Annotated in this window: 15 protein-coding genes; 12 read left to right on the forward strand and 3 right to left on the reverse strand. The window is 42.2% G+C overall.

What is annotated here, in order from left to right:
* The first annotated feature begins 24 nt into the window (after window positions 1-24).
* The 5 genes from CA598_RS14915 (at window position 25) to CA598_RS14935 (ending at window position 11,538) form a co-directional block, all read left to right on the forward strand.
* A complete protein-coding gene (locus tag CA598_RS14915) occupies window positions 25-3,936 on the forward strand; it encodes a glycosyl hydrolase family 95 catalytic domain-containing protein (protein ID WP_094877010.1) in 3,912 nt (1,303 codons plus the stop codon).
* 211 nt (window positions 3,937-4,147) lie between these two features.
* Window positions 4,148-5,524 (forward strand): extracellular solute-binding protein, encoded by a 1,377-nt coding sequence (locus tag CA598_RS14920; RefSeq protein WP_094877011.1) that lies wholly within the window; start codon window positions 4,148-4,150, stop codon window positions 5,522-5,524.
* Between the two features lie 86 nt (window positions 5,525-5,610).
* Window positions 5,611-6,507, forward strand: a complete 897-nt coding sequence (locus CA598_RS14925) for a carbohydrate ABC transporter permease (protein ID WP_042186594.1) — start codon at window positions 5,611-5,613, stop codon at window positions 6,505-6,507.
* 13 nt (window positions 6,508-6,520) lie between these two features.
* A complete protein-coding gene (locus tag CA598_RS14930; RefSeq protein WP_042186596.1) occupies window positions 6,521-7,387 on the forward strand; it encodes a carbohydrate ABC transporter permease in 867 nt (288 codons plus the stop codon).
* A 29-nt stretch (window positions 7,388-7,416) separates the two neighbouring features.
* Window positions 7,417-11,538 (forward strand): beta-N-acetylglucosaminidase domain-containing protein, encoded by a 4,122-nt coding sequence (locus CA598_RS14935; RefSeq protein WP_179283674.1) that lies wholly within the window; start codon window positions 7,417-7,419, stop codon window positions 11,536-11,538.
* Window positions 11,539-11,716: 178 nt separating this feature from the next.
* Here CA598_RS14935 and CA598_RS14940 read toward each other — a convergent pair whose 3' ends face one another.
* On the reverse strand, window positions 11,717-12,082 hold the full coding sequence (locus CA598_RS14940) for a VOC family protein (protein WP_094877012.1): 366 nt from the start codon (window positions 12,080-12,082) through the stop codon (window positions 11,717-11,719).
* A gap of 204 nt (window positions 12,083-12,286) precedes the next feature.
* Between CA598_RS14940 and CA598_RS14945 the strand changes: the two genes are divergently transcribed.
* From CA598_RS14945 to CA598_RS14975, 7 genes are all read left to right on the forward strand, one after another.
* Window positions 12,287-14,377, forward strand: a complete 2,091-nt coding sequence (locus CA598_RS14945) for an alpha/beta hydrolase fold domain-containing protein (protein ID WP_094877013.1) — start codon at window positions 12,287-12,289, stop codon at window positions 14,375-14,377.
* A 117-nt stretch (window positions 14,378-14,494) separates the two neighbouring features.
* Window positions 14,495-15,598: a GerAB/ArcD/ProY family transporter gene (locus tag CA598_RS14950; protein WP_373455829.1), complete on the forward strand. Its 1,104-nt coding sequence runs from the start codon at window positions 14,495-14,497 to the stop codon at window positions 15,596-15,598.
* Window positions 15,595-17,007: a spore germination protein gene (locus CA598_RS14955; protein ID WP_094877015.1), complete on the forward strand. Its 1,413-nt coding sequence runs from the start codon at window positions 15,595-15,597 to the stop codon at window positions 17,005-17,007. Before CA598_RS14950 ends, CA598_RS14955 begins: the two co-directional genes overlap by 4 nt.
* Window positions 17,004-18,161, forward strand: a complete 1,158-nt coding sequence (locus CA598_RS14960; protein WP_094877016.1) for a Ger(x)C family spore germination protein — start codon at window positions 17,004-17,006, stop codon at window positions 18,159-18,161. Before CA598_RS14955 ends, CA598_RS14960 begins: the two co-directional genes overlap by 4 nt.
* 121 nt (window positions 18,162-18,282) lie before the next feature.
* Window positions 18,283-18,930 (forward strand): hypothetical protein, encoded by a 648-nt coding sequence (locus tag CA598_RS14965; RefSeq protein WP_094877017.1) that lies wholly within the window; start codon window positions 18,283-18,285, stop codon window positions 18,928-18,930.
* A 150-nt stretch (window positions 18,931-19,080) separates the two neighbouring features.
* The gene (locus tag CA598_RS14970) at window positions 19,081-19,890 is read left to right on the forward strand and encodes an acyltransferase domain-containing protein (protein ID WP_094871471.1); all 810 of its coding nucleotides are present in this window, start codon (window positions 19,081-19,083) and stop codon (window positions 19,888-19,890) included.
* 264 nt (window positions 19,891-20,154) lie between these two features.
* Window positions 20,155-21,393 (forward strand): RICIN domain-containing protein, encoded by a 1,239-nt coding sequence (locus tag CA598_RS14975; RefSeq protein WP_094871470.1) that lies wholly within the window; start codon window positions 20,155-20,157, stop codon window positions 21,391-21,393.
* A 131-nt stretch (window positions 21,394-21,524) separates the two neighbouring features.
* On the opposite strand, the gene CA598_RS14980 is transcribed toward CA598_RS14975, so the two are convergent.
* On the reverse strand, window positions 21,525-22,529 hold the full coding sequence (locus CA598_RS14980) for a glycosyltransferase family 8 protein (RefSeq protein WP_094877018.1): 1,005 nt from the start codon (window positions 22,527-22,529) through the stop codon (window positions 21,525-21,527).
* A gap of 159 nt (window positions 22,530-22,688) precedes the next feature.
* Entirely contained in the window at window positions 22,689-23,624 is a 936-nt protein-coding gene (gene coaA / locus CA598_RS14985) for a type I pantothenate kinase (protein ID WP_094877019.1), read from the reverse strand.
* Window positions 23,625-23,737 lie beyond the last annotated feature (113 nt).

Consider the following 23,737-nt stretch of genomic DNA (forward strand, 5'->3'; position numbering starts at 1 on the left):
GTTATTATGAGAGGGGATCAACGCATGCCAAACGGTAAAAGTAGATTAGTCAGAAGGACTGCAATTCTACTATCTGTATGGATCGCTTGCTCGCAGCTACTTATCAGCATACTTCCGTCTAATGGGGTCTTAGGTCCAAAAGTGTATGCAGATGATCAGTCGGCAGTTGAAACTGCGGCTGCGGCAGATCAGAATTTGTCATTATGGTATCAAGCGCCGGCCACGAACTGGGAGACGCAGGCGCTCCCTATTGGAAATGGTTATATGGGTGGCATGGTATTTGGTGGTGTTGAGCAGGAGCGAATTCAATTTAATGAAAAAACACTGTGGAGCGGTGGGCCTGGAGCAGATTCAAATTACCAATATGGTATTAAAGACGGTGCTCAGCAACATGTTGAGACCATAAGACAGCTTCTAAAAGAAGGGAAAATTAATGAAGCTAAGGCTCTTGTAGGGAAGATTACTGGTGTTATGGGTGCTGGTGATAGTTCTTTCGGAGCGTATCAAGCATTTGGTGATGTGTTCTTAGATTTTAACCGTCAGTCAGCGTATACGGTAACAGCGAGCTCGGATAATCCACAATACGGCGAGCCTATTTCCAATTTAACCGACGGTTCGGAAAATACGAAATGGTATTCAGGGGATGGAGCACCACCTTTTTGGGTGCAGTGGGCATATGAAGAGGCTAAGGTAATTACCGGCTATTCATTCACTTCAGGGAATGATGTGCCTGATCGGGATCCGAAGAGCTGGACGCTGAAAGGCTCGAATGACGGGCAGCAGTGGTCCCCACTAGATAACAGATCCAATGAAGAGTTTGCGAGCCGCAAGCTGAAGAAATCATATACTTTTTCCAATACTACAGCTTATAAATTCTATAAATTCGATCTTGTAAGCAAGGGCGGAACGAAAATTCAATTGTCCGAGATGGAGATGACAAGCGAAGCAGGTAACAGCGGTGCTCAGTCGTACTCTGATTATCGGCGTGAATTGAATCTTAATGATGCCATGGCAAGAGTGTCCTATACTTCGGGCAATGTAAAATACAAGCGTGAGTATTTCATCAGTTATCCGGATAAGGTCATGGTGATGAGACTCACAACGGATGAGCATCAGCCGATGACCTTCGATGTTCGCCTTAGTGGTGCTCAGCCGTCTAATACGGTGAAGGGTGAAGGAAATAAACTGACGCTAAGTGGGAAGGTACCGAGTAATAAGATGGCATATGAAGCGCAGCTTCAAGTACAGCATGAAGGAGGAACTGTAACAGCGAAAGATGGGAAACTTACGGTGAACGGTGCGAGTGTTGTCACGATCCTGATGACCGCTGCAACAGATTATGCTAATAATTATCCTACGTATAAGAGTGACAAGACGCCAAAAGAAATTGTAGAAGCGAACCTAAATGCAGCATACGCTAAATCATTTAATCAGTTGCGCGCAGCTCATTTGGCAGATTACAAAGAACTGTTCGATAGAGTTTCTCTTGATCTTGGTGGGGTTGCTACAAATCTCCCTACGAATGAGCTTTTGAATGGTTATAAAACGAATGCTAGTGACGGAGAGAAAAGAAGCTTGGAGGCATTATTTTTTCAATATGGTCGTTATTTGCTTATTGCATCCTCCCGGGAAGGCTCACTGCCTGCTAACCTACAAGGCGTATGGAATCAAGTAAATAATCCACCCTGGAATAGTGACTATCATACGAATATCAATGTACAGATGAATTATTGGCCATCCGAGGTGGTTAACTTAGCGGAAACCGATATTCCGTACATTGATTATATTGATTCTCTGCGCGAGCCGGGTAGGGAAACAGCCCAAAGACATCATGGAATTGAAGGGGAAGGTTGGGCGATTCATACCGTCAACAACCCATTTGGTTATACTGCGCCAGGCTCTGATTTCTATTGGGGCTGGTCACCGGCTGCCAACGCCTTCATGGTGCAGCAGGTGTGGGATCACTATGCTTTTAGTGGAGATAAAGATCTTTTAAGAGGCCAAGTGTATGACATTATCAAGGAAACAACACAATTCTGGGTTAAATACCTGGTCGAAGATTCAGACGGAAGTCTAGTATCATCTCCTTCCTACTCTCCAGAGCAAGGGGATATATCGATCGGTGTGTCTTATGATCAGGAATTAGTCTGGGAGTTGTTCACACAGTTCATCAAGGCTAGTGAAATCTTGGGTGTGGATGAACAGCTGCGTATCGAGGTCATGGAGAAACGAAGCAGGCTATGGATGCCGCAGGTCGGAAGCTGGGGGCAGGTGCAGGAGTGGAAGAATGATATCGATAGTCCATCAGATCAGCACCGCCATATCTCGCATCTGATTGGCTTGTATCCAGGTACGCTTATTAATGAAGTGAATAATCCGGAGTTATTTGCAGCAGCAAGAGTCACCTTGAATTCTCGTGGCGATGGTGGAACCGGGTGGAGTAAAGCGAATAAGATCAATTTATGGGCACGTCTGCTTGATGGTAACCGTGCACATAAACTGTTAGGTGAGCAGCTTAGAGGCAGCACGCTTGACAATTTGTTTGATACACATCCACCATTCCAAATCGACGGTAACTTCGGAGCAACTTCAGGAATTGCAGAAATGCTTCTACAAAGCCAAACTGGAGGTATTGATTTATTAGCTGCTTTACCCGATGCATGGGCTACCGGAAACGTTAAAGGGCTTGTGGCAAGAGGTGGATTTGAAGTGGATATGCGCTGGGAAGGTACAATCTTGAAAGAAGCCTTGCTTACTTCTAAGCAAGGTAATAAGGCTTCAGTTAAATACCCTGGATTTGTACAATCCAATAAATTCAAGGTCATTCGTGTAGGAAGTGGGGAATCTATCAACTTCACTGCGAATGGGAACTTGATTGAATTTCCAACGGTAAAAGGACAGCAATATAAGATTGTGTCTAGTGTAAAACCTTCTGTGCTGCCAATAAAAGTAGATGATAAAGATCCTTCGATTATATATACCGGAACGTGGAGTCCTTATAGTGACGCAGGCGATTACAAAGGCACAGAAAGCTATAGTAATCAGCAAGGGGCTTCAGCGTCGCTCACGTTTACAGGAACAGCGATTAAATTCATCAGCGCTTTGCAGGCAAACCACGGATATTTCGATGTGTATCTCGATGGGGAGCTAGTCGCTGAGGGTGTTGATGGATATGGTTCATCGACGATGAAGCAGCAAGTATTATTCCAACAATCCGATCTCTCAAAAGGGGAACATACGATTAAGATTGTCGTGAAAGGAACGAAGAATAATACCTCTTCGAATACTATTGCAATGATTGATGCTTTTGAATATGTTCCTGTTGAACGGAATGAACCTACTGCGATAACTTTAAGTGGACCTAAGTCTATAAATCAAGGTCAGACCTTTACAGTTGACATGGGCGTTAGCAATGTCACGGATGCGACCTATGCGCAAGACATTCGATTGAAGTACGACGAGAATCTTCTAGAGTACATCTCGGGCGAATCGGTGAACGATGGGATACAGGTGTTAGAATCAAAGAATGATCCAAGCGGAACCATTCGCTTAATCACTGCTAGTACGGGAACTGGTCTAACCGGTGATGCCAAGTTGCTTGAACTAAGCTTCAAAGCAAAGTCAGTGACAAAGTCCGAGTTAGCGAGCATAGAGTTAAGTAGTGCTGTATTTGGTGATGCGAATGGACTGGAGACTGAAGCCGATCTCTCAAACATTGAGGTCGAGATTAAGGCAGATGAAACGCCACCAGAAAAATCCGGAGACTTAAATGAGGATGGTAAAGTGAGCATCGGTGACTTGGCGATTGCAGCTTCGCACTATGGTAAAGATCAGAATAGTGTAGATTGGCAGACGGCTAAGCGAGCAGATCTTAACAATGACGGAAAGATCGACATTATGGACTTAGCAGCAATTGCTCAAAAAATACTGAATTGAGAGAAGGACACTTGAGTTTTTACTCAGGTGTCCTTTTTTTGTAATAAAAAAAGGTTCTATAGGACAAAAAGTATCAACTCCACATCAAAAGAGATCATGTGGTTACGTTTTTATAGCCTATATAATGGAAAAGCGTTAATAGAATTACATTCAGAATTACAAAATCAAGTGTTTACAGAAGTCAGGCAAGTTTATTCGAGGGGGATAGCCAATGAAAAGCAAGGGTAAAAAGAAAGCGGCATTAAGTCTAGTTATGATGTCCATTGTATTGTCTCTGGCAGGATGTGGTGGCGGGGGGACAAATGGGGCTGAAGCTCCAGCTCCTGAGAAAACAACAGCTGCGACGCAGACTGAGCCAGCGAAGACAGACGAACCCAAGCCCGAAGAGCCGAAAGTAGCGGGAGACCTCGAAATCCAATATTTTGTCGGTGGTTATGGAGACGGTTGGTGGAAAGAAGTCATTGGTGAATTCAAGAAGAAGTACCCGGATGTCAACATTAAAGAGTCCGCAGGTTCACAAATCAACGAGCAAATGAAGCCCCGCTGGATCCAAGGTAATCCCCCAGATGTTGTATACATCGATGGAGCAGGCTCGAACGAAACGCAAATGGTGCTGGACGATCAATTAATGGATATTACAGATTGGGTTAAAGATGCAAAAAATGTGGACGGAGAGCCGCTTACGAGTAACTTGATCGCACCTCCACAAGACTACAGTGGCAAAAACTATACGATTCCACTCGTTTTCGGATCATGGGGAACCTTCTATGATGAAACCCTGTTTACTGAAAAGGGATGGGATGTTCCGAAAGATTGGGATAGCTTCCTCGCCACTAGTGAAAAAATCAAAGCGGATGGCGTATATCCTTACATTCATACCGGTAAATACCCATACTACATCGTGGGAGGTCTCTTAAATACAGGTTTTGTATCTGAGAATGGAGACAATCCGCAGATCTTAAAGGATCAAGAAGCTGCTAAAGAAGGTTCTTTCAAAAATGATGCTGTAGCGAATACCTTGAAAAAGATCGTTGATATGAGGGACAAAGGGTATTTCGATAACGCATCGTTCGGTATGAGTCATACAGACTCCCAAATGCTCTTCTTGCAGCATAAAGATGCAATGATTCCTAATGGCTTGTGGCTCGAAAATGAAATGAAAAAAGATGTTCCAGAAGGCTTCAAATTTGGATTCATTCCTTCCGTTATGCAGAAGCCAGGCGGTAAATTTGTGGCTATTCCTTACACTAGTAACATTGCAATTGCAAAGAAGGCTAAAAATCCAGATGCAGCAAAAGCATTTATTGAATTTATCTTTACGAAACAAGCCGCAGTTCGTTGGGCTGAGCTGACAGGCGCTTTGATGAATGTCAAAGCAGATCTGGAATCTTCAGGCGCAAGTGATGTTGTTAAAACAGCAATGAAATATTTCAACGGTAGTGACACGATTGTTGCTCCTGTATTTAAATTGGCTGCGGACATTGAGCAGGCAGAGAATGATGCAACCATTGCGTTGCTGCAAGGTTCCATTACACCAGAAGAATGGATGGACCGTATGGAGAAGGCGGCAGCCAAAATCCGGAAGTAAGTTCATGACTCTTCTTTCTAAACAATCAGAGGACATAGGTGCCTCTGATTGTTCTTTCAAATTTAAGGGGAGGATGGCTTACGCCCATGAAGAACAATAAATTGTGGAAACGTAATTTGTTTATTGCGAGTTTCTTGCTGCCTACGTTTGCTATCTTTTGTTTATTCACTATTTATCCGCTGTTTCGAGGTTTGTACTTAAGCTTCTTCGATTGGTCAGGTGGGTCCGAATCGATGAATTTTATCGGTATTGATAATTATAGACAATTATTCTCGGATGAGATCATACCAAAAGCCATTTCGAATGATTATTTCTTGATTTTTTGGAAGGTCATCTTAATCATGTTGTTTGCAACGTTTTTCGCAGTATCATTGACCCGTTTAAAATTGAAAGAATACGGTTTTTACCGAGTGGTGTTTTTCTTTCCGAATATCATTTCCGTAGCCGTTATCGGTGTATTGTGGAGTTTTATATACAATCCCCGTCTTGGATTCCTGAATGCGTTCATCTCGTTATTTACAGGAAAACCAGTGGAAACGAACTGGTTAGGTGATTCAAACCTCGCAATGTGGTCACTTCTTCCTCCAAGTGTATGGGCTGGTATCGGATTTTATATGCTGCTTATTATCGCTTCTATTCTAGGTATTCCTTCCTCGCTATATGAAGCAGCCAGTATTGACGGTGCGGGGCAATGGCAACAGTTTACTCGAATTACTTTACCCCTGATCTGGGAGCAATTCAAAACCTCGATCATTCACATCGTAATCACAACACTGAACGGCTCCTTTATTATTGTTAAGCTGATGACGGATGGTGGCCCGGATAATCAGACACAAGTTCTCGGTTATTATTTGTATCAGATGGGCTTCAAACAGTTCCATTTAAGCTACGGGGCAACCATAGGGGTGCTGATATTACTGTTATCTTTAATCACAACTCTAATTTTGCAGCGCATTCTTCACCGGGAGTCCATTGAAATGTAAGGAGGACAATACTTTGAACGATAATCCCGCCAAAAAACCACTTCTGCTGATATCAAAAATTGCAGTTCGATTTTTCCTCATCTTGTGGAGCTTGGTAGTCTTATATCCTGTTCTTTGGACATTCCTGACATCCTTAAAGGATAATCAGCAGGTTATGCTAGGGAAACCGTGGGATTTTCCATCTATTTTTCGTTTTGAAAACTATACAAATGTGTGGAGCAGAGCAAACTTTGGCGATTACTTTCTTAACTCCATAATAGTAACCGTGGCTAGTACACTGTTATCCCTTATTATGGCTGCTACAACAGCGTATATATTAGCCCGGTTTACCTTTAAATCTAGAGGTTTGTTTTATTTTGTATACGTTGCTTCAATGATGATTCCAACCACACTCGGATTGATACCGTTGTTCTTTCTTCTCGGAGATATGAATTTGTCCAACTCCTTAGTAGGGCTCACGCTTGTTTATTCTGTCGGAACTATTGGCATCCTTCCATTCGGTATCTTCTTTCTGGTTGGGTTTTTCAAGGCACTTCCCCGTGAGCTTGAAGAAGCCGCAACAATTGATGGATCTTCACTATATGGCGTTTTCTTCAAGATCATGTTGCCATTATCGAAGCCAGGATTAATCACAGTAGGAATTATGAATGCTTTAACGGTGTGGAATGAGTACATTATGGCCACAGTATTGATCAACGATCCAGCGAAATACACCATTCCTGTAGGAATAGCCATTATGCAAGGGGAAATGCAGTACAGAACAGAATGGGGGCCATTGTTTGCGGGTCTTTCCATTTCTATGATTCCCGTCATTGTGATGTATGTGTTGTATCAACGTCAAATTACGGGTGGGTTAACAGCAGGTGCGTTGAAAGGTTAATTGCTGGTATTTTAGGAGGTGCTAAGGAAATGCCGAAGAAGATTCTCAGTATCTTCATTACACTTATGATGGTGGCCGGCTTGTTCTCCAGTTTTGCAGCTGCAGCGGATGTAGCTTCTGATCTTCCGGAAAAAGATGCAAAATTAACGGAATCCTATGAAATCTATCCATTACCGCAGCAACAAACCGAAGAAGAGACAACCTTAACCATTACACAAAATGTAAACGTTGTTATTGAAGATTCGATTGACCAGCCGACAAGAAAGCTGCTTCAAAAGATACTGGATTCCAAATCACTTCAGGTTACTGAGTCAGGAGCTGTAGTGGCAGGGAAAACAAACATCTTTTTGGGAACTAAAAATTCATCAGGCTATGTAGACAACTACTTCACTCAAAATATTCCCTATGAGGCGGATCACTTCAATGAGCTGGACGCTTATGTTCTTAACGTTAGCACCAAGCAACAGAATAAAGGTGTTATTGCGATATTAGGTAAAAATACGGATGCGGCTTATTATGGCCTGGCAACGCTGAAGATGATTTTTGATCAAATTCCTGATCTGCAGGTTCGTAATCTCACTATCGAAGATTTCTCTGATACCCGCTCGCGGGGATTTATCGAAGGATTTTACGGCACACCCTGGTCACATGAAGATCGAATGAGCTTGATGCGTTTCGGTGGAGAGCTGAAGATGAACACTTATATATTTGCACCTAAAGATGACAAGTACCATAACGCAGAGTGGAGAACACCCTATCCTGCAGCTGAGCTTGCCAAGATCAAAGAACTGGTTGATGTCGGACATGAATCCAAGACGCAGTTTGTATGGGCGATTCATCCAGGGTTCAATATGATCAATTGGAACAATTATAATGCAGAACTCCAAACCTTACTTGCAAAGCTTGAACAATTGTATAGTGTGGGCGTACGGCAATTTGGACTATTCATGGATGATATCAGCACCTCACAATCATTAGTAGATAAAGATAAACATGTAAAGCTAATTACAGATGTTGCGAATTGGGTGACGTCCAAGAAAGATGTTAAATCATTAATTTATTGCCCTCCATATTACAATAAAAGTTGGACCGGAATGACTGGCAGACCCTATCTTGAAGCCTTGAGAAATGTGCCAGAGAATGTAGATATAATGTGGACCGGAAACGGTGTTGTTGCGTCTGTTAATGCGGCAGATATGCAGTGGCCGAAAGATGCACATGGAAGAGATCCGTATATGTGGTTAAACTGGCCAGTGAATGACTATAAGGATGCAAGACTGCTGCTAGGTAAAGCAGAAGTGCTCATTCCAGGGACACATAATATTTCTGGTGTGGTGACTAATCCTATGAAGCATGCGGAATTATCTAAGATTGGGATCTTCGCGGTAGCGGATTACACTTGGAATGTAGATGATTTTGATCAAGAGGAGAGCTGGCTAGATTCATTTAAGCATGTTGCCCCTGAAGTTGCCTCTGAGCTGAATACGATTGCCTATCATATGAGTGACCCATCGCCTAGCGGCCATGGACTTGTGGTAGGTGAATCGGAAAATATCAAAACGGAGCTAACGCAATTCTTAAGTCAATACTCAAGTGGTCAGCCGACAGAAACGACGGGAAATACATTGATTCAAGAATTTGATCTAATATTGGATGCTATCGCGTCATTTAGAGTAAATAACACGAATGAAAATATGGAAGAAGAAATTGATCCATGGCTCAATAGCCTGCAAAATGTCGTTCTTGCCGATAAATCGGCAGTCCTCTCTGCGATCGCGATCCAGAAAGAGAACGTTGATCAAGCATGGGAGGCACTTGCCAAAGCCACAAGCGCATTAAGCTTATCCAAAACATTCAAAATTAGTAAACTTAATTCTCCAGATGTGACGGTTGAAGCAGGAGCAAAGCGGCTGGTTCCTTTTGCTGAGCAGCTCATTAATAAATTAGATGCTCAGATTTACACTTTGGTAGACCCGGAATATGTTAAACCTCTAGCTGTAAGCTCTTACGGTTCTCCTTCCGGATTAAACCTGATGGTAGACGGAGATTTAGCAACGAACGTCTATATTCAGACCCTTCAACAGAATGGAGACTGGTATGGTGTTGATTTTGGCAAAACCATTAAAGTGGAAGAAATAGCGATCACACAAGGTAGAACGGATGCGGATCACGATATATTCCAAAGGGGAATTCTTGAGTATTCCGTGAACGGTCAAGAATGGACTGCAATCGGAGAAGAGCGTTCCGGGTATAAAATTTCTGCTTCCGGGCTTAGTGTGAATGCAAGGATGGTTCGATATCGATTGACTCATGCTGGAATACCTGGAGGTAAGCCTGATTTATGGACGGCAGTTCGTGAGTTTTCAGTAAATGCAGGTAAAGATAAGGTAGCCATTTACACCGATGTGACAGAGTTGAAGGATACTCCTGTTATGGTAGCAGATAATTCTGTGCAATTATCGAATATGAACGGAATCACATTAAAGCCATCCCAATATGTTGGGATTAATTTGAAATCCATTGAAGAAATTACACAAGTGGTGTTGGAAGCTTCAAACGGAGAAGTCCGGTTAGAATCCTCAAAGAACGGCGTGGAATGGGAACAAGTTAATAACGGGAATGGGGCGTTTGCTAGTGCTGCCTATTTCCGGATCATAAACAAGGGGAATGAGAACATCACTGTAGATCTGACAAGGCTCATGATCAAGCTGAACAAATTCTCTCCACCTATGATTACTCATAATTACGGAAGCATTTATGAAGGTTCTATCAACAACGTGTACAATGCTTCTTTAGAGAACAAGGTTTGGTTCGGTGCGATTCAAGCGAAGGGGAAATATGTCCAGATCGACATGGGCGGTGAGGTGAATGTCCAGAATGTAGCTGTTGTGATTGGAGACGGTGAAGGAGATTTCTTCCGTAAGGGAGATTTACAGCTGTCACTAGACGGACAGACATGGGATACGATCCATACGTTTACTAATCCAAGCGATCGGAGTTTGAATTTCCCAGAGCACGAGGTGCCTTACCGTTATAAGCGAGTTCAAGTTGATGGTGGCAAGCAAGCCCGATATGTAAGATTGATTTCAACAGAAACACAAGATGCCTGGCTCGCGCTCAATGAAATTTTGGTTAATGAGGGGATTGAAAGACCTGGAACTGCCAATCCGGCTATTCAGGCTGAACCTGCTGGAGTTATAGGGAATGAAGCGTCTCTGTCCGTTGACCAAAAACTCTCCACCTTCTATATGCCGGGTACTGGGAATACGGGTTCCTTAAATTATAAGTTGTCGAAGGATACCCGGGTAAAAGAAGTGATAGTTTTGCAAAATCCGTCGGATCATTCAAACGCTGCGGTGTCCGTGCGAGATGCGAGTGGATGGCATAAGGTAGGTAACCTGTCCTCCTCTTATAATACATTTGATACCTCCAAGTATAGTCATGTGTTTGAAGTGAAGATTCAGTGGGAGGGTTCGACTAAACCCAAGATCCACGAGATCATTACCGTTAAAAAAGACGGGAATGGTGAGGTTGATCCATCGGATAAGATGACTTCTGTTCTGTCTGGGGTAGACACTGTAGCTGGAGGTAAGGACTTTCAACTGGTGTTTGGGGTAAAGAGTGTAACAGATGCTGTATATGCGATGGATGTAACCATGAATTATGATCCTAAACTATTGGAATTCAAATCTGCTACTTCCTTGCGTAGTGGAATCCAGGTGCTTGAAACTGATAATCACACGCCTGGAAAACTGCGACTGCTGGTAGTGAGTGAAGGTGTGGGAAATGCTGTGACTGGCAATTTGCAGCTGTTATCCTTGGATTTTGGTACAAAGACAGTGGCGGAAGCTACAGAGAGTATTATTCAGATTGAAAAAGTGATCGTAGCAGATGCGGAAGGCAAGGAGAGCGAAACTGTCACGTCGAGCCATAAGCTCAAGATAACTGCAGAAGAGCCGGAGCCTGGCATGACTGGTGACATCAATAAAGATGGCAAAGTGTCCATTGGTGACTTAGCGATTGTCGCTGCTAATTATGGCAAGGATACCAACAGTCCGGATTGGGCTGAGGCCAAACGTGCCGATGTCAATAAAGATGGCGTAATTGATTTGAACGACTTGGCGCTGGTAGCTCGTAAAATAACAGAATGAGCTAGAATCTGCAGTTATTTCTGCTCTAGAAGTAGCAACCCAGCGATAACAATGAAATGCCTGCACATTTGCAGGATTTCTAACATCAGGTGGGTACATCATATTCAAAAAGAGGGGTGTCACAGCGGCCATTTCATGGCTAATGGGACACTCCTCTTTTGGTTTGAAAAAAGCTAGTCTAGCTATGCTCCGCTAACTGTACCTCAAAGCCGTCTGGATCCAGTATATATAAGAATCGCAGATGAGGATTTGGCGTGATCGGTCCGCGTGCGACGGGGATGCCTTGGTTTTTCAAATACGCTATGGCATCGTCGAGCGATTCCACTTCGAAACCAATAGAAACGCCGCATTCAGGCTTCAGTGCCGGATCGCTACCCTGAATAAGCTCGATCTTGGGCTGATCCACTGTGCCTAACATAACAATTTGTTTTCCTCTACTCTCAAATCTGCGGTCAATGGGAAGCCCCAGAATCCGGTTATAAAAATCAAGGGAAGCCTCCAGATCGCGCACCCTAAGCGTTACCCAATTCATGCTCAACTTCATGATTGTAATGTCCTCCTCTATCTATTTCTATAACAAAGCCGATTCTACTTAATTATACGCTTTCTTGTTCACTAAAAGTTCGTAATATTAAACCTAATTCACGAAGGAATACATAATTGTTAAACGCTACCTTGAATTCTAGAATGAAGATATTGGAAGTATATTACTTTTTCAAATCCAAAATCATTCTGGGAGGTTGTCATAATGAAGCGTAGGCTTGTTTACGTTCTTACGATCCTAGTAATCGTTCTAGGTTCCTGGTTGTTACTGCATAACCGAGAGAATATGAGCGCTTTAGAAAAAGAAGGGAAAGGAGTGGCTAATGTGAATACTACTGACAGTAGCGCAACAGCGATAAAAGTTACTGTCAACAATAAACAAATTCCGGTTCAATACTTGACTCCCGCTTATAAAGTTACAGTGAAGGGAGATATTTTGTATGCGAGTAAGAAAAATGAGACAGATGCTGTAGAACCTCTGAAGCTTGATCTATACGAGCCGTCTGATGATCATAACATGAAGAGACCTGTATTTATTTTCATTCACGGTGGAGGGTACACAGAAGGAGGGAAGTACGATGCAGCGGACTTTTCTACGGGACTGGCCAAGCGTGGATATGCGGTATTGTCCATTGATTATAGGCTGAAAAAAGATCCATTTACTAATTTCACCCGCACGCTTAATGACGCTTATGAAGATGTAAGCGATGTGATCCAATGGATCAATGATAACGCAGAGAATTATGGAATGGATGCAAGCCGTATTGTGATCGGCGGTGATTCAGCAGGGGGGCATCTAGCCATAAACTTTGTTAATCAATATGTATCACAGGAGCCTTCCATCATTAAACCTATATTTTCTATTGTTGATATTTATGGTGGTGATCTGACGAAAAGTGCGGACAGTAAGCTGCCGCCGGTGCTCATCATTCATGGAACGATAGACAAACTGGTGCCGTACCAGCAAAGTGTTGAATTGGCCGAACAGCTGAAAGAGAAGGGGGTGTATCATAATCTGCTCACCATGGAAGGTGTCGGACATGACTACAAGAATGATAAATACATCGATGAAATTATGGAGACGACAACACATTTTCTATGGAATGTCATGAACAGTTCTGATCTTGCGAAGCTACCGGAGAATTCCGGATTTTCGATTGCTTCCGGAGATGCTTTTGATATTAAGCTACCCGAGGTCTATCATACGCCTTCGAAGGAGTTGATCAACATCGATTTGCCCGAGGGATGGCAACTTCGTGAAGAGAAAGCAGACAGACTTCGGATACAGGTTCCGGAAGGCTTGGTGCGAGGAAATGATACGCTGTTTGTCTCACGAGGCGAAGATCCAAAAACGGAAATGAGCTTCGCTGTCAATGTTAACGTAATCGACCCGTTGACGGTGAAATATGAGACATTTTATGATGAAGCTGCCAAGGAAATAAGAACTCATATGGATGTTACTAATCAGTCTTCGAACAATTTCAATGGTTCAGTGGAAGCGGATTATGAGACAGGACGTTCTACGCAAGGTACCTTTAGTTCTTTTGTGGAGAACCTAGAACCAGGAAAGAGTGTGCGGTTAGAGATTCCTGAACTTGCTAGAGGACAACGGACGCTTAAATCTTATAATGACATAGGTAATCTATTGCAGTCGACGTTAGATTCCTTTAACGCACTGTTGTTGCCAAAACTCAGTAAGCCCGTTGAAATCAATGGTAACCTATCAGATTGGAGTGATCAGGCTCGCTTTAATGTGAAGGATATCAAAATCAGTGGTTGGAGAGGTGAGCAGGATATCAGTGCGACTGGTTCCTTAGCTTGGGATGAGGATAACCTTTATCTAGGGGTAGAAGTTATAGATGACAAGCATGAACAGTCGGCATCGGATGATGTCATTTGGAGTGGAGACAGCATCCAGATCGGCATTGGTATTGCAAACATAGATGGAACGGTACCCTCGGAGTATCATGAACTAGGCGTGGCTCGGGGAAATGCAGGGAATCTGCTGAAGTGGCGCTGGTTAACCCCAAGGGGATTCAATATAAATGATGCCCTAGAGCTAAAGTATGCGGTGAGTCGCTCAGATTCAACAACCAGCTACGAATTAGCCATACCCTGGCGTGAACTGAGCCATGACATTAACCATGTGAAGCAAGGAATGAAGCTTAAGTTTTCGCTGCTGGTCAATGATAATGACGGCGAAGGGCGTAGAGGCTGGCTGGAATACAATAGTGGCATAGGTTCTTCAAAGGATGTTAATGCCTTCGGGGACCTATTTCTGGAGAATCAACATTAAAGCTTGGAGTTTCTAGTGAGATCATACTGGGTGGATATGATTAGCGGTTTGTCGAATGGAGAAGATGTATAAATTGTAATCAGTTGGCACAGGTTATTCCTAGAAAGAATTGGGGGGATGTATGTGCCGGGAAGTCGTGGGATTCCAGTATCTCAAGGATTTATGCTGATGATGTTGACCGCAGGACTAACCAATCACGTAATGATTATCCCTGTGCTGCTGGAGAAATCGGGGAGAGACGCTTGGATCACAGTGATCCTGGGGGCTATCATATTTATTCCTTGGGTACTTTTTCTATATGCAATTATGAAAAAAATAGGGAATAGAACCTTGAAATTAGCCATAGATGAAGGCAGTGGTAAGTGGGCTAGAAGACTTGTAATGTGCATGATAAGTTTATATTTATTTTTCTTTGCCCTTTATACTTTAAAGGAAGTTATTGATTGGACCAAATCTACGTACTTACTAGAAACCCCTGTAACGGTTACAACATTAGTATTAGTTCTGCTATGTGTGGCTACAGCGTATTCAGGTATCCTAACTATAGGTACCGCTGCGGGTATTCTGCTCCCTATGGTTGTAGTATTGGGTTTTTTTGTTTCATTTTCCAATGCAAAATATAAGAATTATAATATGTTGTTACCTGTTTTAGAAGATGGAATTACACCAGTACTACATGGATTGCCAGCGATACTTGGGGGTTTTACACAATTTATATTAGTGATCTTTCTTCGCCCGCATCTTAAAAAAAATCCCAAACTGCTCACTGTTGCCGCTTTTCATTTTATTTTGGTTATGCTCACGCTTGGTCCGACCATGGCTGGAATCTCCGAATTTGGGCCCGAAGAGATGAGAATTCAACGTTACCCGGCGTATGAACAATGGAGGCTGGTGAAGCTCGGTAAATTTATCGAGCATGTAGATTTTCTTTCTATCTTTCAATGGTTAAGCGGTGCGTATATCTCCATTTCACTTTGTATGTACCTAATGTCAGAGTATCTATTTCCTGCTTCCAAACGTTTAGTCGGAATTTTTTGTTCTGCGGTTCTGATGGCGGGTTTGTGTATTATGCCACTTAGTAATCTGCGAATGTATCATTACATTGGCGATCATATTCTTGTGATTTCTACCGTATATACAACAGTGCTGCTTGTACTTTTGTATTTGTTTATCGGTCGTTCAGAACCAACCAGTTCCGACTTAGGAGGGAAAACATCATGATTGTCACGGAAGAAAGCTTGAAGCAACGGTTTAAGGATTGTGAAGACGTTCACTTTAAAATCTATCCCGGATATAATGTGGGGGATAAGCCGTGGGGAATTCTCATTTTTGATAAAATGATGTGCGATTCTGTGACGATTTCAGAGACTTTCCTACCGGTTATCCATCGATTATGGGGCCAATCCTTAACCGATCAGCAGCCTGCTAAACCAACCCAACTGGAAGCTCAACTATCATTAAAGAAATTGCCGGCCGATGAAAAAAGTATTATTCAAAATGTATTTTCTGGTTATGCGGTTCTTTTGTTTCCAGACCAAAGTGACTGTTATGCTTTTAACGCTCCAAGCAACATCAATCGGACACCTGAGGATGCCAGCACTGAAATTTCCGTTAAAGGTGCGCGGGATGGCTTTGTAGAAAGTCTGGAGGTAAATGTAGCACTAATTCGTAAAAGATTAAAGACAACGGATTTGATATATACCTCATACACGCTAGGAGAAGTTGCTGGCGTAAATGTGGGGGTGCTCTATCTGAAGGAGCGGGTAATTCCGGAGATGGTTACGGAAATTGAAGACAGGTTAAACAGCTATACTGGTGATGCACCATCAGGCATTGGAGAACTGATAGAGCATATATCCCCTTATAAGTTCTCATTACTCCCTATATTTGATTATAGCGGTAGGCCTGATTTCACCCATGATTCCTTAATGAGAGGCCGCCTCATTCTGATCCTCGATGGAAATCCAGTTGCACTGATTGCTCCAGCTAGTTTTATGCAGCTGTTATTTTCTGCTGAAGATCCTCACCTTCCATTTTATTTTGCCTTTCCATGGCGTGTTCTACGCTTGCTTGGTGTTATCATTTCCATCTTCTTGCCAGGATTTTATATTTCCTTGATGTCCTATCATCAAGATCAAATCCCATTTTCACTCCTGTCCACCGTAGCGAATACTCGACTGGGTTTACCTTTTCCAGGTGCCTTTGAAATGCTCCTGATCCTTTTTCTAATGTCTCTGCTTCGTGAGGCCGGGAGCCGAATGCCCTCCTCAGTTGGTGGAACTATAACGGTTGTATCAGGGATTATCATAGGAGATGCAGCTATACGTGGTGGACTATTCTCGCCAACGGTGACAGTTATTGCTGCCATGTCCTTTGTTGCTGGTGCAACACTTGCTAATCAGGATTTTGTATATAGTCAGACCCTGATGAGGATCTTTACGCTATTTTTTTCTTCTGTACTTGGGTTATTTGGTTTTTTTATTTCAGTTTTTTTTCTCATTCTTTACACCTCTAGTCATCGGCCATTTGGGCAACCCTTTTTGGCACCCTTCTCACCCTTTTCTATCCAAAAGATCCTGCGTAATTTCATGAGGCTTCCCGGGTTACGGAAAAAGGGTGGTTCTTTATGATTCGTTCTGTTGCAGGATTATACATTCTGATGATCTCTCTCTCCCTGTTGTTGACTGGCTGTTGGGATATCCGCGAGGTTCAGGATATAAACTATATAAGTGCCATCGGTGTTGATTACAAAGATGGGGAATATATTATTTATGCTCAAATGCTTGATTTTTCTAGTGTTGCGAAGCAAGAGGGAGGGGGAGCTTCGCAGGAGATACCGGTGTGGGTAGGAAAGGGCCGTGGCAAAAATTTAGCAGATGCTCTGCTGGATATTTATAAGACGAATCAGCAGTATTTGTCCTGGGTTCAGGTTACAGCTCTTGTATTGACAGAGTCTGTACTGGAGCCTGAACGAATGGAACAGGTTTTTGATATTACAAACCGTTCAGAGGAAATCAGGTATACTAAGTGGGTTTATGGTACGCATGGAGATCTGAAGGATTTGTTTACAACAACACCGTTTTTCAAGCTGTCACCTCTGCATTCCTTGCTACATGAGCCAATGGAGAGCTATAAGCAGCTTTCATTTATACGTCCAACGCAGTTTAATGATTTTATAATTCACTACAGGGAAAAAGCAGCTACTGCAGTGCTTCCCACACTATCTATTACGAGTGCCAACTGGAGCGAGGATATGAGGCAGCATCCTATACTCGAGATCGACGGAGCTTTTCTCATTAAGAATAAAGAGAGCAAAGGCTGGAAGAAGCGGAAGGAGCTCTTAGGAATCCGTTGGCTCGCAGATAGGAATACTCAGGCACCCGTCATCGTTGGTCCTCACGATGATCCTGTGGGGAGTGTGATGCTGCAACAGCCTCGATTCACTGTAGAGCTTATACCAACTAAAGATGGAATGAAGTATGGAATTAAAATAAAAGCACATGGTATGGTGCAAAGTATATACAAGAAAGTAGAAGTAGCGGAATTACAAAAGTTAACAGAGGATTCTCTAAGAGACGAACTGTTATCCACGTTCCGGTCAGCTGTAGCTATTGGAGCTGATCCTTATCAATTGTCACTGATTCTATTTCAAAGAAACAACAAAATTTGGAAACAATTTCAAGATAACGGAACTACATTGACGGAGAATTCTCTAGATAAGGAAAATATCGATGTGAATATAGATCTTCGTTTCTGGGGGCAGCGTAAAGATAATGTAAGGTAGTTAGAGCCGGCCAGTCATTGTGACGGGTTGGCTAAATTGTTATTGAAACTATAATTTGTCTATTATTAAAGTGTCAGTTCAATTCACTAGATGGTATGATAGGAGCGGGAGGGAATTTAAAATGACCAATGAGATAACAAATGAGAACGAAGAAACATTAAATGAGAACGAGGAAATAACCAATGATCCAGAAATGTCTGAGGAGGATATGAATAAGCTAGTGATGGCTGTTCATCATAACGGTCTCGTAGCTTTGAGAGTGCACTTTCAAGACGTTGAAGGACAAGTGTTGAATATGGAGGCCTACGGCCCGGTTTTTGTTTTTCACGTAAAGTCTGAGTTAGACCATGTCTATTCTTGTGGCTTTTTTCTGCGTGAATTGATTGCAAGATTTCAATCGGGTAAGGACCCTGCAGCATGGATGGCTTCATTCTTTGTTGATCTGATGAAGATTGAGGGAGGCAAAACGCTTCCAAAACCGCCTTCAAGTGAAGAAGAAGCTAAAGCGATCATAGACAATGAGCTAGTTCCGCAATGTATTAAAGAAATCACCGAAGAATTTGCGCCAGAGGATGTACATGTTGGTCTAGCTTGGAACGAAAAACTAGGTCCGGTTTTTGAGGCTGGATTTCCAGCGATAAGCGATGGGAATAACGTTTGTGCGTTTCCACTGCATTTATTGTTAACGCACTTGCAATTGAATCGGGATCCTTCCGAGCTGCTTGTTCAAGGTATGTATAACATCCGCAAGGAGCATGGATTGGAGTAAAACAGGCTCTGAGCCCTGGCCATCCATAAAACAAAGAAACGGCGAAAATGCCGTTTCTTTGTTTTATTATGTGAAAAAATGAGTAATAGTGAGATATTCTTTTGTAAAGAGCGGTTATAGGCATTCCATAGGAACTAAGGAGGTTTTTTAGTGAATATCAGAGCATTGTGTGAAGGGATAAAGCTTGATCCAGCGGCTAGACAGCAAGTTTATGAGTTTCAGTTGAAAGAGGATGAATATCTAGTTTATAAACAACATTTTTACTTTGATAGATTTTCTTTTTTTGAATCCGTGAAACTCTCGGAGGGCTATCGAAAGCTGTTATTATATTTATTTGTGAGATTCGCAGTAGATGCTTATGAAGAGTATCGGATTCGTAACATTGAGGACGAGATCTATTATGATACATTCTCAGATATTCAGATCTGGTGCATGCAATGTATGCGTGATTACGGAGAGTATGGTATTGAAGAATATAACTGGCTGCAAGAGCATGTTCAGCTTCGGTTATTTCGTTTGGGAAGAATGCAATTTCAACCTTTTGCGATGGACCGTGATTTAGTCGTTGATGGTTATACAATCTTTACCAATCAACTCGTGCTTAATGTGCATATTCCAGCAGGAGAGCCTTTATCAGTTCAAAGTGTGGAGGAATCCTTTCAGTTAGCCAGAGCTTTTTTTAGAGGAATAACTCCAGTGTTTATTTGTCATTCATGGCTGCTTGATCCGGAACTAAGGGAGGTATTGAACCCAGAATCGAACATTATTAAGTTTCAAAGTCGGTTCTACATTTATGAAGTCGACAAAAGTTCCAAGGAAGCAGAAGAAAGAATATTTAGTAAACTAAGTATGACCCCTCAAGAGTACGTAGAGAACACTCAACTGCAACGGAGTGCAAAAGCTTTTTTAATTGCAGGAGGTAAACTAGGAAGTGGCTATGGGATTAAAGTACATAAGTAAGGTTGAAATCTTGGCATATTACGGATAGAGAAGACGTACACTGCAAATGAAGTGATGCGTTAACCTGACGCTGGCTGTAATAGCTGGTTTTGGGGATAGTGTTTTGTTTTTTTTAAAAACGAAACCGGTTTCAAATGTGCGAGCGCGCCGTGCAATGAAATCAATAAGATCAAAGAGGTGATTCTATTGGGCTGACCCTGGGCAGATATCGTCTTAAGCATTCCAGTGTCCTATAATTTTTTTATTTATTAGGAGGAGACGATGATGTTGAGAAAAGGAAAAATGCTAAGTCTATTTCTGCTGTTTACACTCATGATTGCTCTAGTGCCTACTGGTAATTCAAGTGCAGCTTCTAACTGGAATCTGGTATGGAGCGATGAATTTGACGGGAATTCTCTGAATACGAATAATTGGTCGGCTGAAATCGGCACAGGGAGCGGTGGCTGGGGTAACAATGAACTTCAGTACTATACTAGTCGTCCGCAGAACCTGCAAGTTACGGGTGGGAATCTGGTGATTACAGCGCAAAAAGAATCCTACGGTGGAATGAATTACACCTCTGCACGGATTAAAACACAAGGACTCAAAAGTTTTACCTATGGGAAAATCGAAGCTAGAATCAAGGTGCCTTCGGGTCAAGGACTCTGGCCGGCATTTTGGATGCTAGGATCAAATATTGATACAGTAGGTTGGCCTAAATCCGGTGAAACAGACATTATGGAACGTGTGAACAATAATGCTTTTGTTAATGGGACGGTACACTGGGATGCCAATGGGCATGCCGAGTATGGGCAGGTATCCGGAAATCTGGATTTCTCTCAATACCATGTGTACAGCGTTGAATGGGATGCGAATTATATCAAGTGGTTTGTAGATGGCAACCAATTTAATGCTTTTTATATTGAGAATGGAACGGGCAATACGGAGGAGTTCCAAAAACCCTTCTTTATCCTGCTAAACCTTGCTGTTGGTGGGAATTGGCCTGGAAGTCCAAACGCTTCAACTGCTTTCCCGGCGCAAATGCTGGTTGATTATGTACGTGTGTATCAATCCGCGCCTACCTCAAGCATCGTTAGTGGCGGGATTTATACCTTAGCCGACAAGGCTAGTGGCAAGGTTCTGGACGTAGTGGATGTATCCACAGCAAGTGGGGCGAAGATGCAGCAATGGACCAATTACACAGCTAATAACCAGAAATTCAAGGTGGAAAGTACAGGAGACGGCTACTATAAGCTGACAGCAGTGCATAGTGGAAAAGTCTTGGATGTGCCAAACTCATCAACCACCAGCGGTGTACAGTTGCAGCAGTGGGATGATAATGGTAGCAACGCTCAGCGGTGGAGTATTGTAGATGTAGGGGGTGGCTATTACAAACTAATTTCTAAAGTGAGTGGATTAGCTATGGATGTAAACGGAGCCTCAACGGCAGATGGCGCAGCGGTTCAGCAGTGGACGGATAATGGAAGCGATGCTCAGAAATGGTTTTTTACTAAAGTGAACTAAAAGGATCTTTATACGATCATGTTCAAGAAAAACGGCAGAGATGCCGTTTTTCAGAATGACGAGAAACCCATTTCATTGGATGACCTTGGGTTTCTCGAGAGCCTGAGTCCCTATTCAATAGGGGCTGCTTTTTAGCGTTTAATGCGTCGTTGGTTTTGTATTCTTGTATTGATTACAGTCCCTTTTCTTCTTCTAATCGTTCTAATTAATTTCAATTGAAACAGCGAAAGGGGTGAGATTCTTGTGCGAATCGTTTTAATTCTACGTCTATATATGATTCGTCTATTACTTTTTCGTATAAACCGCCGCTTAACATAGCTGACCTTCCGTCTTCTTCGTTTTAATTTGGCTTTAAAAGCTCTCCAAGGGGTTAGATTCAGGAACTTACGATACAGCGCAAATCCTGAGGAATCTTTATTCCAGCATTTCTCATCCCCGGCAAAATGGACAATTTTATTATTGTAGTCATGATCTGGGATGGCCATGTTAAATGAATTAAAACGGATATCGAGAGGGAGGTAATTCGCTCCAAAAACTGCATTTAGAACATCCTGATCAGGCATGGTGACATCAGGGAAAGTGCGCAAGAAGTTCAGCATCTCTTGGTACCAGTTCGTATTCTGGCGGATATTATTCAAAGCAAATACGATCACTCCAGAATTAAAATAAATCTCAGGATTCAGCCCTTTGGCGCTCACAATAGGTGCAACATCCATAATGCCCTGATCCCAAATCGCCCCTAAATATTTTTCATTCAGCTCGACCTGCCACAGCTCCGCGATGTCTATGTTTACCAATACATCACAATCCAGATAAATAATTTTGTCAGCAGGAATTAACGCGGGAAGCAGCAACCGGTACATACTTGCATGTGTCCACATATCGATAGCATTAATATTGGCAAGAACCTGGAGCATATCTTCGGGTAAAGTAATCGGATAAAAGCTAATCGTATGCTGATGTTTAGTGGTTAATCTGGTGAGCTTTCGTTTGTTAACTTCGGTTAAAGAGGCATCATGTAAAATATGAACATGGATTGGGGAACTTGTATGATGAAAAACTGACGCTAAAACGACACCGGCATGCTCTGCATATTTTCCATCCTTATCTTGAAAGGCTAAGGCGATTTCGATCATTTGATTTATCCTCTCTCTACATTAGTGTACGAATGTACCACAGTATACGTTTGCCCTGGCGAGAGGATAATGGCATTACACCTACGATATTCACCCAATTTTTATACATAAAAAAACCAAGCTCTGCAAATCAGAGACTTGGTTTGTGAGAGTACTGATTTATTTTCGGAGTTTAATGCGATCTATGTGATGATTGTTATTTTTAAATAGAATAAGATCTGCACGATTTCTGGTAGGCAAAATATTGTGTATCAAATTTTCAAAATTGATTTCTTTCCATATTCTTTTCGAGATCTCGATAGATTCTTCTAGTGATAACTGCGCATATTTTTTAAAATAAGATTGCTCATCCTGGAAGGCGGTATCTCTAAGTTTAATAAACCGGTCAATATACCATTTCTCAATATTATTCACATCAGCATCCACATAAATTGAAAAATCAAAGAAATCAGATACAAAATAGTTTGGCACACATTGATTAATCGTCAAACTAGTCTGAAGAACATTTAACCCTTCAACAATTAGGATGTCCGGGTTCTCGATCGTAATAAATTCATTTGGCACGATATCATAAGTTAGATGCGAGTATACAGGACTTTGAACACTTGAAACACCAGACTTCACTTTAGTTAAAAATGAAATTAAACTACGTGTGTCGTAGCTTTCAGGAAATCCTTTTTTCTTCATGATTCCACGCTTTTCCAGCTCGGCATTGGGAAGTAAGAACCCGTCCGTTGTAACTAAATCAACTTTTGGATGGGAAGGTAATTGAGAAAGGAGCTTCTGAAGAAGTCTAGCGGTTGTACTCTTGCCAACAGCGACACTTCCGGCGATGCCTATGATAAATGGACCTTTTTTAAGATCGTTGTTAAGAAAGTGATTGATAGAATCTTTAAAGGTATGAGAGGCTTGAAGCTGCAAATATATCAACTGGGACAGAGGAAGATAGACCTCATTTACATCCTCAATCGAAATTTTATCGTTAATACTTTGGATATCACTAAGCTCTTCTTCTGATAATTGGATAGCGGTGAAATCGCTTAGTTTTTTCCAATCCTCACGTAAATAAAGTGTATATGCTGAATTATTCACCATTAAAGTTTCCACATCCCTGAATTTTTTAAAATATAAGAAAGTATAAGTTATGTACCTATGCTTTAAGTCTTATATTTCTCGAATAAACGCTTACCGTCCTTATAAGGACGCCG

It is taken from the genome of Paenibacillus sp. VTT E-133291 (assembly GCF_002264395.1).
In the GTDB taxonomy this organism is placed as follows: Bacteria; Bacillota; Bacilli; order Paenibacillales; family Paenibacillaceae; genus Paenibacillus_AQ; species Paenibacillus_AQ nitricinens.